Source organism: Terrihabitans aquatilis (genome assembly GCF_052542005.1).
The window spans coordinates 487,974-503,415 of sequence record NZ_JBOCUO010000001.1 but is presented as its reverse complement, the minus strand read 5'-3'; the positions used below and the strand labels follow the sequence as shown (position 1 = coordinate 503,415).

The window sequence follows — 15,442 nt, the reverse complement described above, 5'->3', positions numbered from 1 at the left end:
GTGGCTGACAACGAAAACCCGCTCGCCGGCGGTTCCGGTTCCGACATCAAGGCGGTGTCGATCACCGACGAAATGAAGAAGAGCTATCTCGATTACGCGATGAGCGTGATCGTGAGCCGCGCTCTTCCGGACGTGCGCGACGGCTTGAAGCCGGTCCATCGCCGCATTTTGTTCTCCATGAGCGAGAACGGCTACACGCCGGACAAAGCCTATCGCAAATCCGCCCGCGTGGTGGGCGATGTCATCGGTAAATACCACCCCCACGGCGACCAGTCGGTCTATGACGCGCTCGTGCGCATGGCGCAGGATTTCTCCATGCGCGTCATGCTGGTCGACGGGCAGGGCAATTTCGGCTCGGTCGATGGCGATCCGCCGGCGGCCATGCGCTACACCGAGGTTCGGCTTGCCCGTCCGTCGCTTTCGCTGCTGGCCGACATCGACGAAGACACGGTCGATTTCCAGGACAATTACGACAATTCCGAGCGTGAGCCGAAGGTTCTCCCCGCGCGCTTTCCGAACCTGCTGGTCAACGGCGCGGGCGGCATCGCGGTCGGCATGGCCACCAATATCCCGCCCCACAATATGGGCGAGATCATCGATGCCACCCTGGCGCTCATCGACAATCCGGAACTCGATGTCGAAGCGCTTAACGAGATCGTCCCCGGGCCCGATTTCCCGACCGGCGCCCTGATCCTTGGCCGCAGCGGCATCCGCTCGGCCTACACCACGGGTCGTGGCTCCATCACCATGCGCGGTCGCGCAACGGTGGAGGAGGTGCGTAAGGATCGCGAAGCGATCATCGTCACCGAAATTCCCTACCAGGTGAACAAGGCCACCCTCGTCGAGAAGATCGCGGAGCTCGTGCGCGACAAACGCGTCGAAGGCATCTCCGACATCCGCGATGAATCCGACCGCAAGGGCATGCGCATCGTGGTCGAGCTGAAGCGCGACGCGGTGGGCGAGGTGGTGCTGAACCAGCTTTATCGCTTTACCGCTTTGCAATCGACGTTCGGCGTCAACATGGTGGCCCTGAACGGCGGCCGCCCCGAGACCATGAATCTCAAGGACGTGCTGCAGGCGTTCCTGTCCTTCCGTGAGGAAGTGATCAGCCGCCGCACACGTTTCCGCCTCGGCAAGGCACGCGACCGTGCCCATGTGTTGGTGGGCTTGGCCATCGCTGTCGCCAACATCGACGAAGTCATCAAGCTGATCCGTGAAGCGCCGGACCCGGCCACCGCGCGCGAGCAATTGATGTCGCGCCATTGGCCGGCCGAGGACGTGGCCCCGCTGATCCGCCTGATCGACGATCCGCGTCATCGCGTGTCGGAGGAGGGCACCTACCGCCTGTCCGCCGAGCAGGCCCGCGCCATTCTCGATCTGCGCCTGCAGCGGCTCACCGCGCTCGGCCGTGATGAGATCGCCGACGAGCTCGACAAGCTTGGCCGCGAGATCGCGGATTATCTGGATATCCTGCGCTCACGTGCGCGCATCCTGACTATTATCACCAACGAGCTTCAGGAAGTTCGCGCCGCGCACACCACGCCGCGCAAGACCGAAATCCTAGAAGCCGACGGCGACATGGACGACGAGGACCTCATCCAGCGTGAGGATATGGTCGTCACCGTCAGCCACGGCGGCTATGTGAAACGCGTCCCGCTCGCCACCTATCGCGCGCAGCGCCGCGGCGGCAAGGGCCGCTCGGGCATGAGCACGAAGGAAGAGGATTTCGTCACCCGCCTGTTCGTGGCTTCAACGCATGCCGAGGTGCTTTTCTTCTCGTCGGCCGGTCAGGTCTACAAGATGAAGGTGTGGCGCCTGCCGCTGGCGGCTCCGCAATCGCGCGGCAAGGCGTTCGTCAACCTTCTGCCGCTCGACGCCGACGAGCGCATCACCTCGATCATCGTGCTGCCCGAGGACATGTCGTCCTGGGAGCGCAACGAGATCATGTTCGCCACCACGGGCGGCACCGTGCGCCGCAACGCGCTCGCCGATTTCCTCAACGTCAACCGCAACGGCAAGATCGCCATGAAGCTGGAAGAGGGCGAGCATATCGCCGACGTCCAGCTCTGCGGACCTCAGGACGACGTGCTGCTCACCACGCAGAACGGCAATTGCATCCGCTTCCCGGTCGAGGATGTGCGCGTTTTCAAAGGTCGCGATTCCGTCGGCGTGCGCGGCATCCGCCTGGAGAGTGACGACCGCGTCATCTCCATGGCGATCATCCTCCACATGGCCGCTACCGCCGATGAGCGTGTCGCCTTCCTCAAGGCCTCCACACAGGTCCGTCGCGGCCTGAGCGGTGAAGCTGAGGAGACGGTGATGGATGCCGAGGAAATTGGCGCGGCCGTCGAGCTGAGCCAGGAGCGTTACGCCCAGATGGGCGCGGCTGAGCAGTTCATTCTCACGGTCTCCGAGAACGGCTACGGCAAGCGATCCTCGTCGTTCGAGTACCGGATCACCGGGCGTGGCGGCAAAGGCATCGTCGCCATGGCGGTCAATGCCCGCAACGGCAAGCTCGTGGCATCCTTCCCCGTGGAGGAGGCCGACCAGCTCATGCTCATCACCAATGGCGGGCAGACCATCCGCGTGCCGGTGGATGGCATCCGCATCACCGGTCGCGGCACGCAGGGCGTGACGGTGTTCAACACAGCTGAGGGCGAGAAAGTCGTCTCGGTCGAGCGGATCAGTGAAGACGAGAGCGAAGAGAACGGCGAAGCCTGACTCCTACGTTCTCCTTGAAAAAGAAAAAAGCGCCCTTCAGGGGCGCTTTTTTTATATGTCCGAAGACGGTTCGGCGGGAACTTAATCGTTCAGCGGAACGCGGGTCAGGATCGTCTCATTTCCTGCGCCAGCCTTCGCCACCGTCAGAAACTTGGTGTTGTCGTTCTTCGACTTGGTCAGCAGATGCGCCTCGACAATGCGGTTGATCGCACCATCATTATCGACGCTCGCGGCGCTGCTGAACTTCACATCAGCCTTGAGCTGGTCGCCCTTGGCCGCAAGGTTCGAGTTCGTCGTGACCGACGTCGCGGCGGGAGTGATATCGGCAACCGGGGTCGCGCGCGCCATGCGCGTCTGGTCGGCATAGGTCCAGGAGACCAGCGTAATCGCCGAAACAATACCCAGGGTAGTCAGGAAACCGCGAAGCATCGTTCGCTCCATCATCTAAAATCTGAATGTACAATGCGGCGGTGCCAAAAAAGTTTCATCTCTGTCCCATATTGGCACTTTTCATTAAGTTTTATCGACTTCGCGCCCCTTGCCGCCACTCGACCCGCAGGCTAAAGCGGCGCATGACCATCGCGCTCTACGCCGGTTCGTTCGACCCGATCACCAATGGCCATCTCCATGTGGTGGAGGCGGCTGCCGGGATGTTCGATCAACTCGTGCTGGCGGTCGGAATTCATCATTCCAAGGCGCCGATGCTCTCGGTCGAGGAGCGCCTCGCTCTGGTTGAGAATGTGTGTGGTCCGGTTGCCTCCGAAAAGGGGTGCAGCCTCCAGGTTGTGACCTTTGACGACCTTGTGATCGATGCCGCCTGCCGCGCAGGTGCCCAGGTGCTCGTTCGCGGTCTGCGCAGCGGCACCGATTTCGACTACGAAATGCAGATGGCCGGCATGAACGCCTCGATGGCGCCAGGCGTGCAGAGCGTATTCATTCCAGCCTCGGCCGACACCCGCCCCATCACTGCCACGCTTGTGCGCCAGATCGCCTCCATGGGCGGCGACATCTCGCCGTTCGTGCCCCGGGCGGTCGCCGAGACCCTGGCCGCGCGTTTTCCCCGCTCCTCGAAAGGATAGTCCCGGTGAAGCAGATCGTTTTCGCGTTTCTGATGATGTTCGGCCTGGCGCTGCCGGCCTCCGCACAGACATCGTCCCAGAACCTCGTCCTTGAAACCACGAAGGGCCCGGTCACCATCCGGCTTCGGGCCGACCTTGCGCCCGAGCACGCCAAGCGCCTGGCGCAGCTCGCGGGCGAAGGCTTCTATAATAATGTGCCGTTCCACCGGGTGATCCCGGGCTTCATGGCCCAGACGGGCGATCCGACGGGAACCGGCACCGGCGGCTCGAATTATCCTGATCTGAAAGCAGAATTCACCAAGACGCCGTTCGTGCGTGGCACCGTCGGCATGGCTCGGGCCGCCAGCCCGAACAGCGCCAACAGCCAGTTCTTCATCTGCGTCGGCGATGCGTCCTTCCTCAACGGCCAGTACACGGTCGTCGGCGAGGTCGTGTCGGGCATGGAGAACGTCGACAAGATCAAAACCGGCGAGCCGGTCCGCAATCCCGACCGCATCGTCAAAGCCAGCGTGCAATAATCAGCACGCGCAAGGAGGAGCCTATGGCTGAAGCTGAAGACATTCTTGTGCTCGAGACGAGCAAGGGTCCCGTCGAGATCGCTTTCCGTCCGGATCTCGCGCCCGGCCACGTCGCGCGTATCAAGGAACTTGCCCGTGAGGGATTTTATGACGGCGTGCCGTTCCATCGCGTCATCGAGGGCTTCATGGCCCAGACGGGCGATCCGACCGGCACCGGCATGGGCGGCTCGGGCAAGAAGCTGAAGGCCGAGTTCAATTCCGGCAAGCACGTGCGCGGCACGGTCTCGATGGCGCGCGCCCAGCACCCGGATTCCGGCGACAGCCAGTTCTTCATCTGCTTCGAAGACGCCAGCTTCCTCAACGGTCAATACACGATCTGGGGCGAAGTGATCTCGGGCATGGAGAACGTCGACAAGATCAAGCGTGGCGAGCCCGTGCGTGAGCCCGACACCATCCTCTCGGCCAAGATCAAGGCCGACATCTGAGGATCTGACGCACGATGCTGGCCAAGGTCCTGTATTCAAGCGCAGCGCTTTTGGCCGGCATCGGCTTCGCCTTTCAAGGCGGCATCAACGCCGGGCTGGCACGCCATATCGGCTCCTCATTGCTGGCCGCCACCATCTCGTTCAGCGTCGGTCTCATCGCCCTGACGGGACTTGCGGCCTTTCTCGGCCATCTCCCCATGTCTGGTGGCAGCCTCAGATCCGTTCCGGTGTGGATGTGGATGAGCGGCGGCCTGCTCGGCGCCAGTGTCGTCTACAGCAGCGTCGTTCTGGTGCCGAAGCTCGGCGTGGCGGCCGTCGCCTCGCTCATCATTGCGGGCCAGCTGCTGGCAGCGGCCATCATCGATCATTACGGCCTGTTCGGCGTCCCGGTCCATGAGATCGGCCCCGCGCGCATTGCGGGTCTGTTTCTGCTTCTGTCCGGCGCCGTTATCGTCCGGATGACTTGACCTTCGGCGTCCGCCGGTCGCATCACCGCCCGCATGGATGTGTCTCTCTTCGATTTCGATCTGCCGGACGCGCGCATCGCCTTGCGCCCGGTGGAACCGCGTGAAGCCGCGCGCCTGCTCGTGGTGACGCCTGGCCAGGCGCCGGAATTCGACGATCGAAATGTCGGCGACCTTCCGTCCTGCCTGCGGCCCGGCGATGCGCTCGTCGTCAACGACACGCGCGTCATCCCGGCCCAGCTTGCGGGCCGCCGCACAGGGCGCGGCGAGGGCGAGCCCCGCATCGATGTCACTCTGCACAAGCGGGTCGATGCCCGCACCTGGCTGGCCTTCGCCAAACCGGGGCGCAAGCTCGCGGTCGGCGACAATGTGCTGTTCGGCGAGCACGCCCCTTTGTCGGCGCGCGTTCTCGAAAAGCGCGAGGGCGGCGATATCGCGTTCGAATTCGATGCTTCGGGACCCGCGCTCGATGCCGCCATCGCCGGGCTCGGCGCGATGCCGCTGCCGCCTTACATTGCCGGAAAGCGTCCGGCCGACGAGCAGGACAGGCGCGATTACCAGACCACGTTCGCCGAAAAGGAAGGGGCGGTCGCAGCACCCACGGCCGGCCTGCATTTCACGCCCGGCCTCCTCTCATCTTTGGAAGAACGGGGCGTCGCCCTCCATCGCCTCACGCTTCATGTCGGCGCGGGCACGTTCCTGCCCATGAAGGCCGAGGACACGCGCGACCACAAGATGCACGCCGAATGGGGCGAGATCAGTCCCGAGGCCGCGCACGCGCTGAACGAGGTCCGGGCGCGGGGAGGGCGCATCATCGCCGTCGGCACCACCGCTCTGCGCCTCCTTGAAACCGCTGCGACCGAGGATCGCGTGATCCGTCCCTTCGCGGGCGACACCGACATTTTCATCACGCCAGGATACCGCTTCCGTGCCGTGGACGGGCTGATGACCAATTTCCACCTGCCGCGTTCCACCCTGTTCATGCTGGTCTCGGCACTGGCCGGGCTCGAGCGGATGCAGCGCGCCTATGCGCATGCGATCGCGAGCGGCTATCGCTTCTATTCCTATGGCGATTCCAGCCTCCTCTTTCCGGAAACCCGATGACGCAGCCCTTTTCCTTCACGCTCCACGCCGTGGACGGCACGGCGCGCACCGGCACCATCCGCACCGCGCATGGCGAGGTTGCCACGCCGGCCTTCATGGCCGTGGGCACGGCGGGCACCGTCAAGGCCATGCAGATGCGCGACGTGCGCGCCACGGGCACCGATGTCGTTCTGGGCAACACCTATCATCTGATGCTGCGGCCGGGCGCCGAGCAGGTGGCGAAGCTGGGTGGCCTGCATGCCTTCTCAGGCTGGCCGCACACCATGCTCACCGATTCCGGCGGCTTCCAGGTCATGTCGCTGTCGAAGCTGCGCAAGGTCACGGAGCAGGGCGTGGCCTTCCAGTCCCACATCGACGGCTCCAAGCATATGCTGACGCCGGAACGCAGCATGGAGATTCAGGGTCTGCTCGGTTCGGACATCCAGATGCAGTTCGACGAATGCGTCTCGCTGCCAAACAGCCGCGACGAGATCGATCGTGCCATGCGGCTGTCGCTCCGCTGGGCCGAGCGTTCGAAGACCGCGTTTCGCGGCGGGGAGGGGCAGGCCGTTTTTGCCATCGTGCAGGGCGGAGACCAGCCCGATCTCCGCCGTGAATCGGCGACTGCACTCGTCGGCCTAGATTTTCCCGGTTACGCCGTCGGCGGCCTCGCGGTGGGCGAACCTCAGCACGTCATGCTGCGCATTCTGGAAGAGACGCTGCCCGTCCTCCCCACCGATCGGCCGCGCTATCTGATGGGCGTCGGCACACCCGACGACATTCTCCACAGCATCGCGCGCGGCATCGATATGTTCGATTGCGTCATGCCCACGCGCGCCGGCCGCCACGGTCAGGCCTATACCCGGTTCGGGCGGCTCAACCTCAAGAATGCCCGCCATGCCGACGATCCACGTCCGCTCGATCCCGAGAGCGATTGCCCAGCGGCGCGCGATCATTCCCGCGCCTATCTGCATCATCTCGTCCGCTCGGGCGAAATCCTCGGCATGACGCTGCTGACGTGGGCCAACCTCGCTTATTACCAGCAGCTCGTCGCCGGAGCCCGCACCGCTATCGGCGAAGGCCGCTTCGAGGTCTATTGCGAGGAAACGCGTGCCGGGTGGGAACGTGGCGATATCGTGAAATCCTGACGGTTTTCGCCTTGACCCCGCGCGGGCAGGTCCATAGGTTCCGCACACCGCAGGGGCCGGTAGCTCAGTGGTAGAGCACGTGACTTTTAATCATGTGGTCGCGGGTTCGACCCCCGCCCGGCTCACCAGCGGTTTCAGAACTCATTAGTCTTGCCGTTACGGCCATTGGACGTGCCCTCAACGCCGCATCCAGAATGCGCCGCCGAAAGCGGCTCTTTCCGGCACGCAATCCCTCAGGGATGAGCATTCCGATTCGAGCACACCTGCCGTCTCCAAATGGGCCACGGGCAGCACCACCTTGCCTCCGTCAGCTCCTCCCAGGAGAAACATCATCAGAAGATATTGCTCGTTGTAAAAGCGCTCTTTCCAATGCTCCGGGTAATCGGAGGGTAGGAATATGTCGTGGATACAAAAAAGCAGTCCGGGGTTCAGAGCTGGAAGGATCTCGGTGAAGAAAACCGTGACATCGGATCCCTGAAAACTCCTGTGGCTGTTGTCGATCAACAGGATGTCGTTTTCTGAGGGTTTCAGCCTCCGAAAGATCGATTGATCGACATCTTCGCAGCGCATTCGGATCACCTCGTCGCAGATTGCGTCGATTTCCGCCCGGGGGGATGGGTCGATCGAGATGATTTTGGTGCGGAGCCCGTGATCGGAAATCGCCCGCCGTGCGAATTTTGTGGAGTTTCCGGAACCCACTTCCACGTAGGTTTCGGGATTATTGGCGGCCAAAAAGCAATAGAGCGATAGAGCGTCGAAGCTTTCGAACCAGCTGTTTGCCCAAAAGGGTTCGGTCGAGGCCGGATCGCCGTCGAAAGGTATTCGCTGCAAATCTGGCTTGAAGCGCTGAAAGCCGTGCAGCAGCGAGATTTGATCTGCTCTGCCGGCATCGAGTACCGCGATCAGCTTGTCGTCCGCAGGGGTTCCGGACCATTTGCGAACGCTGGGTTCATAATCATAGTCAAAGCGCAGAACACCGGGCGGCGGAACCGCCTCAAGTTCCGGCGGGTCGATCAGAACCTCTTCCGGCTCGGGCTTTTCCGAAACCGGCGGATTCTTGACGGGGCGGCCGTGGATGAGACGGCGATAACCCCGCATCGCTTCTCGAGAAACCCGTTCCAGGATCGACCGTTCAGCCATTAGATGTGCTCTCCGGCTCTTGCTCGATGTTATCAGAGACAGAAATGGCGGTCGCTTGCGATCTTGCTTATCTTCGCATTGCTGTGTGTCCAAGCGTAAGTGAGGCGGACGTTCATCTGAGACGACGCAACTCCCGGCCTTGTCGAACGCCACGTAATCCCCTTGAATCACGGATGAATTATCGTTCGCGCGAATCGCTTCCCGTCCGTTGGGCGGGTGAAGCCGCGCCGAGAGGAAGAAGATGCCTGATCGTCACCAGAAGATCGCGAAGCGGGCCTATGAGATCTGGGAGCAGGGCATCCTGCCCAACGGTTCGGAAACCGATCATTGGATCGAGGCGGAACGCCAGATCAATGCCGAGCTCCTGTCGGGCTTGTCGCTCGAGGCCGTGAAAGTTGCCAAGCCGAAAAAGTCCGCGAAGTCGGATGTCCCGAAAGCCCGCAAGACCGCGAAAGCCGCCGGCGAGGCTGAGGTGCCCTCTGCCCCGAAGCCGCGAAAGGCTGCCAAGGCCAAGAGCTCCGACACGGGATCAGAGGAAGCCACGGCAACGAAGCCGGCGAAATCGTCGGGCCGGCGCAAGGCTGCGGCATCCAGCTCGACCTCGCTCCCTGAATGACGATGCCCGGCCGCCAACCCGGCGGGCAGCAGGATATTACGGATTACGACACGGTCATCATCGGGGCAGGGCCGGCGGGGGCATCCTGCGCGCTCTGGCTCAAGCGGCTCGGCTTGAATCCGCTTCTTCTGGAGCGATGCGATCGGCCGGGAGGTCTTCTCAACGACAGTCCGTTCCAGAACGATTGGCTTGTCACGCAGCCGGGCGTCACCGGCATCGAGCTTTCCGCCAATATCGGGCGCTCGCTGGCTGCGGCGGATGTGGCCCTTCGCTGCGATTGCGCCGTCACCGAGATCCAGCAGCGGGAAGGGGGCTTCATAATTTCCTTCGATGAGCGGGGTCGACAGGGCATAGCCCGCGCACCGCATGTCGTTCTCGCTACGGGCGTGCGTGCGATATCGGGAGGATTGACGGGCGGCGAGCGGGTCCTCATCGGGCCGGGTGCCGCCATCATGCAGCGCGACTTCACGGGCCAGCGTGTTGCCATTCTCGGCGGCGGCGACAACGCCTTGGAGAATTACGCCTTCGTCCGCGAAAAGGGCGCGGCCAGCGCCCACATCTTCGCGCGATCCCTCCGCGCCCAGCGGGCAAGAATTCGCGCGGCCGACTCGGCCGATGTCCGTGTTGGCGCCTACGCGGTAGACGACGCGGTCCCGGCCGTGAACGGGCAAGCTTATGATCTGCTGCTCGTGATGTATGGCTGGGAGCCGTCGCCGGTGCCGCTTTCCGGTCTGGCGCCGAAGCGGGACCCGAAAGGTTTCCTCCTGGTCGACCCCGGCTCCTGCGAAACCAGCGAAGCGGGCCTTTATGCCGTCGGCGAACTCACGCGGCACGGCCATCCGTGCATTCCAACCGCGATGGCGGACGGCGTCCAGGCCGCCAAATCGATCCAGAAGATCGTGGAACGCTCCTGAACCGGGCAACCAACCCCCTCCCGAGGCGTTAACAGCGCGAAGCGCGGAACGGTGCAGGCTGCGCCGGGAAAGGCGGGGGTGATGAGCCGACAGGATTTGGAAAAAGCGGATTCGATGTCTCGGCGGGGCGATGCGTCGCGTGCCTTGGGGGTGGCCCTCGGTGCCGTGATCGTGGGCTTCACGCTGTGGCGCAGCCATTCGGATGAGAACGTCGCGAAGGCACGTTCCCGGAAAGATTCGGGAGATGCGGTCGCCAATCCCTCCGAAATTCCGGACAACGATCCCAAGGGCAGGTCAGCCAACAGTCCCACCCAGATCCCGCCGCGCGGCTGGAAGGACATCCTGTTCCGCGTCTACAACGAGATCAACGAAGATCGCGTCATGGCGGTGGCGGCGGGCGTCACCTTTTATGGCCTCCTGGCCATCTTCCCGGCGCTCACGGCCTTCGTTTCCCTCTATGGCCTCGTTGCCGACCGCGCCACCTTGTCGGAGCATCTCAACATGCTCAGCGGCGTTATGCCGGGTGGCGGCATGGAAATCATTTCCGAACAATTGACCCGTCTCACTAGCCAGCCCGAGGGAGCGCTCGGCTTCGGTTTCGTCATCGGTCTGGCGGTGGCGCTGTGGAGCGCGAACGCCGGGGTGAAGGCCGTGTTCGACGCCCTCAACGTGGCCTATGGAGAGAAGGAAAAGCGGGGGTTCTTCGCGCTTAATCTCCTGTCACTGACCTTCACGGCCGGCGCCATCGTTTTCGTCATCATCGGCCTCGTGGCCATCGTCGTCGTGCCGGTCCTGCTCAACTGGTTCGGTCTGGCGGGTGCGACCGAAGGCATCATCGCTTTGCTGCGCTGGCCGCTGATGCTCGTCATTGCGATGATCGCCATCTCTTTGCTGTATCGCTACGGGCCCAGCCGTGAACGGGCGAAATGGCGCTGGGTCACGGCGGGCGGTCTTGTGGCGGCTTTGCTCTGGATCGCCGGTTCGCTCGCATTTTCGTGGTACGTTTCGAACTTCGGTTCCTATAACGAGACCTACGGTTCGCTTGGTGCCGCCATTGGTTTTATGACATGGATGTGGCTATCGACCGTCATCATGCTGGTCGGTGCGGAACTGAACGCCGAAGCGGAACATCAGACCGTGAAAGACAGCACCAGCGGGCCCGCGCGTCCCCTCGGAGAGCGGGGTGCGACAATGGCTGACGAAGTCGCCGCATGATCGACAAGTACAGGGGAAAAAGCCCGACAGCGCTCGTCATAAGCCTGTCATCGAGCGTTTCTACAAGCGCACCGACCGCTGGGGCGAGCCGCCCCGGCGCGTAAGACCTGCCGTGGAAGTCGCGGACGGGCGCAACACAAACGACAGGAGAGGCAAGATGAAGCATTTTGCCAAGAATGCGATCAAGTTCACCGTGGTTGCGGCCGCTGCCCTGGCGGCAGCCTCGACGGTGCAGGCCCAGAACATCACCGGCGCCGGCGCGTCCTTCCCGGCACCCGTTTATGCCGCTTGGGCCGATGCCTACAAGACCGAAGCCGGCGTGTCCCTGAACTACCAGTCGATCGGTTCCGGCGGTGGCGTCAAGCAGATCCAGGCCAAGACCGTCACCTTCGGCGCGTCCGATGCTCCGCTCAAGGCGGAAGACCTCGATAAGGCCGGCCTCATCCAGTTCCCGACCGTGATCGGCGGCGTCGTGCCGGTGATCAACGTCGAAGGCATCGAGAGCGGCAAGCTGACGCTCGACGGCGAGACGCTGGCCAACATCTATCTCGGTGAAGTGAAGACCTGGAACGATCCGGCCATCGCCAAGCTGAACCCCGATGCCAAGCTGCCCAGCACCGCCATCGCGGTCGTTCGCCGCTCGGACGGTTCGGGCACGAACTTCCTGTTCACCGATTACCTCTCCAAGGTGAACGCGAAGTTCAAGGAAGAAGTCGGTGCTGCCACGGCCGTTGAGTGGCCGGTTGGCCTGGGCGCCAAGGGCAATGAGGGTGTTTCCAACACCGTGAAGCAGACGCAGGGCGCCATCGGCTACGTCGAGTATGCCTATGCCAAGCAGAATAAGCTGCCCCACGCCAACATGGTGAACTCTGCCGGCAAGGCCGTGGAGCCCACCGCCGCTGCCTTCGAGGCCGCTGCTGCCAACGCCGATTGGGCCAACGCTCCCGGCAATTACCTCATCCTGACCAACCAGCCGGGCGATGCCAGCTGGCCGATCACGGGTGCGACCTTCATCCTGATGCACAAGCAGCCGCAGGATGCGAAGGCTTCGGCTGACGCGCTGAAGTTCTTCGATTGGGGCTACGGCGCCAAGGGCGACGAAATCGCCGCTGGCCTCGACTACGTCGCTCTCCCCGACCAGGTCGTGGAAGGCATCCGCACCCTGTGGAAGAACGAGATCAAGGCTGACGGCAAGTCGGTCTACGGTCAGTAATCAAGACGAGTGGGGGCCGCCCGGCGGCTCCCACTTTTCTCTTCTTGAAGCAAACGGGGATGATGATGGCGGACATCAGCATATCGGACGCCGGAAGTATCGAGGAACGGCACAAGGTCCTGCGTCGGTTCAACCTTACGGATGCTGTGTTCTACCGCTCGACCCAGTCGGCGGCGATCCTGGTGCTACTCATCCTCGGCGGCGTCATCTTCACGCTGGTCGAAGGCTCGATCCCCGTTTTCCGTGAATTCGGCCTGGGCTTCCTGACCACGCAGAGCTGGAACCCCGTTACCGAGCGTTTCGGTGCTCTGGCCCCGATCTACGGCACGGTCGTCACCTCGCTCATCGCCATGGTCATCGCCGTGCCGCTTGGCATCGGCATCGCCATCTTCTTGACGGAGCTCTGCCCTCCGTTCCTGCGCCGCCCGATCGGCATTGCCATCGAGCTTCTCGCCGGCATCCCCAGCATCATCTATGGCATCTGGGGCTTCTTCGTTTTCGCGCCTTTCCTGCAGCAGACGCTTCAGCCTTGGCTGATCTCGGTCACCGGCAACATCCCGGTGCTGTCGAACCTTTTCGCCGGTCCGCCCTATGGCATCGGCATCCTCACCGCCAGCCTGATCCTCGCCATCATGGTGCTGCCCTTCATCACCTCGATCACGCGTGACGTCTTCGAGACCGTCCCGCCGGTGTTGAAGGAAGCCGCATACGGCGTCGGCTGCACCACCTGGGAAGTCGTCCGCAACGTGGTGCTGCCCTATACGCGGGTCGGCGTCGTCGGCGGCGTCATGCTGGGCCTCGGCCGTGCGCTCGGCGAGACGATGGCCGTGACCTTCGTCATCGGCAACGCCCACCGCATCTCGTCCTCGATCCTGCAGCCCGGCACGACCATTTCGGCCACCATCGCCAACGAGTTCACCGAAGCGATGGGTGACATCTACACCGGCTCGCTGATCGCGCTTGGCCTCATCCTGTTCGTCATCACCTTCACCGTGCTTGCCATCGCGCGGCTCATGCTGATGCGGCTCGACAAGGCTTCGGGAGCTTAATCATGAACGCCTATGCTCGCCGCCGTCTGACCAACACAATCTATATGACGCTGTCCATTCTCGCGGCCGCCATCGGCCTCGGCTGGCTCGTCCTGATCCTTGGTGCGCTGCTCTGGAACGGTTTTGCCGGTCTGAACGTCGCGGTCTTCACCGAAATCACGCCTCCGCCTCCGGGCAATGGCGGCGGTCTTCTCAACGCCATCGTCGGCAGCCTGATCATGACCACCATTGCCGTGCTCGTCGGCACGCCGATCGGCATCCTGGCCGGCACCTACATGGCGGAATATGGCCGTTACTCGAAGCTGACTGTCGTTGTGCGCTTCATCAACGACATCCTGCTGTCGGCGCCATCCATCGTCATCGGACTCTTCATCTACGAGCTGATGGTCGCGCGGATGGGGCATTTCTCGGCGATTGCCGGCGCCACGGCGCTTGCGGTCATCGTGATCCCGGTCGTTGTCCGCACCACCGAGGACATGCTGCTCCTGGTGCCCAACCAGCTTCGGGAAGCCTCGTCGGCTCTTGGCGCACCGCGATGGTTCGTCATCCGCAAGGTGGCCTACAAGGCTGCCAGCGCGGGTATGGTGACCGGCATCCTGCTCGCGGTCGCCCGCGTTTCCGGCGAAACGGCCCCGCTGCTGTTCACCGCCCTGAGCAACCAGTTCTGGAGCGTCAACCTCAACGCTCCGATGGCGAGCTTGCCCGCCACCATCTTCAACTTCGCACTGAGCCCTTATGAAGGCTGGCAGCAGCTGGCCTGGACAGGCGCTCTTCTCATCACCTTCGCAGTTTTGGCGCTCAGCGTCGGCGCACGTATGCTTACTTCTCGGAGCGGGTCATGAACGAGCAGTCTGTTGCAACCCCGGCCGCGCAATCCGCACCGGTTGCGCCGCCCCCGCCATCCAGTCTGCTGTCCCAGACCGGTAGCACGATCAACCGCGCGACCGATCGTCGTGAGAAGGTCTCCATCCGCAATCTGAAGTTCTTCTATGGCGATCATCTGGCCCTGAAGACCATCAACCTGCCGCTCTACGAGAAGACCGTCACGGCCTTCATCGGTCCGTCGGGTTGCGGCAAGTCCACGCTTCTGCGCGTGCTCAACCGCATCTACGAGCTCTATCCGAACCAGCGGGCCGAGGGCGAGGTGCTGCTCGATGGCCGCAACGTGCTGGCGCCGGATCAGGATCTGAATCTCCTGCGCGCCCGCATCGGCATGGTGTTCCAGAAGCCGACCCCGTTCCCGATGACCATCTTCGAGAACATCGCCTTCGGCATCCGCCTCTATGAGAAACTCTCCAAGAGCGAGATGGAGCAGCGCGTTGTGTCTGCTCTGGAGCGCGCCGGCCTGTGGAACGAGGTCAAGGACAAGCTGCACGCCAGCGGCCTCAGCCTGTCGGGCGGCCAGCAGCAGCGTCTGTGCATCGCACGCGGCATTGCGGTTCGCCCGGACGTGATCCTGCTCGACGAGCCGGCCTCCGCGCTCGATCCGATCTCGACCGGCAAGATCGAGGAACTCATCAACGATCTGCGCAACGACTACACCATCTGCATCGTCACCCATAACATGCAGCAGGCGGCGCGCGTCTCCGAGTTCACTGCCTTCATGTATCTCGGCGAAGTGATCGAGTTCGATCGCACGGAGCGGATCTTCACCAATCCGTCCCAGGGCAAGACGCAGGATTACATCACCGGCCGCTTTGGCTGAACCAAGCGCACCGCGAATCCGGAAAGCCCGTCTTCGGACGGGCTTTTTGTTTGCGCGGTCGCACCCGTCCGGGCGGCCTGCCGGTTTGAGAT

General features: G+C 63.0%; 16 protein-coding genes and 1 tRNA gene. 15 read left to right on the top strand and 2 right to left on the bottom strand.

Annotation, left to right across the window (positions count from 1 at the left end; translation table 11 throughout):
* Positions 1 to 2,721 carry a DNA gyrase subunit A gene (gene gyrA, locus ACQ6S1_RS02540; protein ID WP_445039587.1) on the top strand — a complete coding sequence of 907 codons (2,721 nt, stop codon included), beginning with the start codon at positions 1 to 3 and terminating at the stop codon, positions 2,719 to 2,721.
* An 81-nt stretch (positions 2,722 to 2,802) separates the two neighbouring features.
* On the opposite strand, the gene ACQ6S1_RS02535 is transcribed toward gyrA, so the two are convergent.
* Positions 2,803 to 3,150 (bottom strand): hypothetical protein, encoded by a 348-nt coding sequence (locus ACQ6S1_RS02535; protein WP_445039586.1) that lies wholly within the window; start codon positions 3,148 to 3,150, stop codon positions 2,803 to 2,805.
* 143 nt (positions 3,151 to 3,293) lie between these two features.
* On the opposite strand from ACQ6S1_RS02535, the gene coaD reads away from it, so the two are divergent.
* The 7 genes from coaD to ACQ6S1_RS02500 all read left to right on the top strand — a co-directional run bounded on the left by coaD (position 3,294) and on the right by ACQ6S1_RS02500 (position 7,626).
* Positions 3,294 to 3,800: a pantetheine-phosphate adenylyltransferase gene (gene coaD / locus ACQ6S1_RS02530; protein ID WP_445039585.1), complete on the top strand. Its 507-nt coding sequence runs from the start codon at positions 3,294 to 3,296 to the stop codon at positions 3,798 to 3,800.
* A gap of 32 nt (positions 3,801 to 3,832) precedes the next feature.
* Positions 3,833 to 4,318: a peptidylprolyl isomerase gene (locus ACQ6S1_RS02525; RefSeq protein WP_445040243.1), complete on the top strand. Its 486-nt coding sequence runs from the start codon at positions 3,833 to 3,835 to the stop codon at positions 4,316 to 4,318.
* A 23-nt stretch (positions 4,319 to 4,341) separates the two neighbouring features.
* Positions 4,342 to 4,803, top strand: a complete 462-nt coding sequence (locus ACQ6S1_RS02520) for a peptidylprolyl isomerase (protein ID WP_445039584.1) — start codon at positions 4,342 to 4,344, stop codon at positions 4,801 to 4,803.
* A gap of 14 nt (positions 4,804 to 4,817) precedes the next feature.
* Complete coding sequence (locus ACQ6S1_RS02515; protein ID WP_445039583.1) at positions 4,818 to 5,270, top strand: DMT family transporter; 453 nt, start codon at positions 4,818 to 4,820, stop codon at positions 5,268 to 5,270.
* 33 nt (positions 5,271 to 5,303) lie between these two features.
* On the top strand, positions 5,304 to 6,371 hold the full coding sequence (gene queA / locus ACQ6S1_RS02510; protein WP_445039582.1) for a tRNA preQ1(34) S-adenosylmethionine ribosyltransferase-isomerase QueA: 1,068 nt from the start codon (positions 5,304 to 5,306) through the stop codon (positions 6,369 to 6,371).
* Positions 6,368 to 7,498, top strand: coding sequence for a tRNA guanosine(34) transglycosylase Tgt (gene tgt, locus ACQ6S1_RS02505; RefSeq protein ID WP_445039581.1), 1,131 nt, complete (start codon positions 6,368 to 6,370; stop codon positions 7,496 to 7,498). The genes queA and tgt overlap by 4 nt, the downstream gene beginning before the upstream one ends.
* A 53-nt stretch (positions 7,499 to 7,551) precedes the next feature.
* Positions 7,552 to 7,626 (top strand) — tRNA-Lys (locus ACQ6S1_RS02500).
* Positions 7,627 to 7,675: 49 nt separating this feature from the next.
* Here ACQ6S1_RS02500 and ACQ6S1_RS02495 read toward each other — a convergent pair.
* The gene (locus ACQ6S1_RS02495; RefSeq protein ID WP_445039580.1) at positions 7,676 to 8,791 is read right to left on the bottom strand and encodes a class I SAM-dependent methyltransferase; all 1,116 of its coding nucleotides are present in this window, start codon (positions 8,789 to 8,791) and stop codon (positions 7,676 to 7,678) included.
* 88 nt (positions 8,792 to 8,879) lie between these two features.
* Between ACQ6S1_RS02495 and ACQ6S1_RS02490 the strand changes: the two genes are divergently transcribed.
* From ACQ6S1_RS02490 to pstB, 7 genes are all read left to right on the top strand, one after another.
* On the top strand, positions 8,880 to 9,254 hold the full coding sequence (locus ACQ6S1_RS02490) for a DUF2934 domain-containing protein (protein ID WP_445039579.1): 375 nt from the start codon (positions 8,880 to 8,882) through the stop codon (positions 9,252 to 9,254).
* Between the two features lie 2 nt (positions 9,255 to 9,256).
* Complete coding sequence (locus ACQ6S1_RS02485) at positions 9,257 to 10,168, top strand: NAD(P)/FAD-dependent oxidoreductase (RefSeq protein WP_445039578.1); 912 nt, start codon at positions 9,257 to 9,259, stop codon at positions 10,166 to 10,168.
* A gap of 81 nt (positions 10,169 to 10,249) precedes the next feature.
* Positions 10,250 to 11,383: a YihY/virulence factor BrkB family protein gene (locus ACQ6S1_RS02480; RefSeq protein WP_445039577.1), complete on the top strand. Its 1,134-nt coding sequence runs from the start codon at positions 10,250 to 10,252 to the stop codon at positions 11,381 to 11,383.
* 157 nt (positions 11,384 to 11,540) lie between these two features.
* Positions 11,541 to 12,596 (top strand): phosphate ABC transporter substrate-binding protein PstS, encoded by a 1,056-nt coding sequence (gene pstS, locus ACQ6S1_RS02475; protein ID WP_445039576.1) that lies wholly within the window; start codon positions 11,541 to 11,543, stop codon positions 12,594 to 12,596.
* 65 nt (positions 12,597 to 12,661) lie between these two features.
* Positions 12,662 to 13,645: a phosphate ABC transporter permease subunit PstC gene (gene pstC, locus ACQ6S1_RS02470; RefSeq protein WP_445040242.1), complete on the top strand. Its 984-nt coding sequence runs from the start codon at positions 12,662 to 12,664 to the stop codon at positions 13,643 to 13,645.
* Between the two features lie 2 nt (positions 13,646 to 13,647).
* The gene (gene pstA, locus ACQ6S1_RS02465; RefSeq protein ID WP_445039575.1) at positions 13,648 to 14,487 is read left to right on the top strand and encodes a phosphate ABC transporter permease PstA; all 840 of its coding nucleotides are present in this window, start codon (positions 13,648 to 13,650) and stop codon (positions 14,485 to 14,487) included.
* Positions 14,484 to 15,350, top strand: coding sequence for a phosphate ABC transporter ATP-binding protein PstB (pstB, locus tag ACQ6S1_RS02460; RefSeq protein ID WP_445039574.1), 867 nt, complete (start codon positions 14,484 to 14,486; stop codon positions 15,348 to 15,350). The genes pstA and pstB overlap by 4 nt, the downstream gene beginning before the upstream one ends.
* Positions 15,351 to 15,442: the final 92 nt, after the last annotated feature.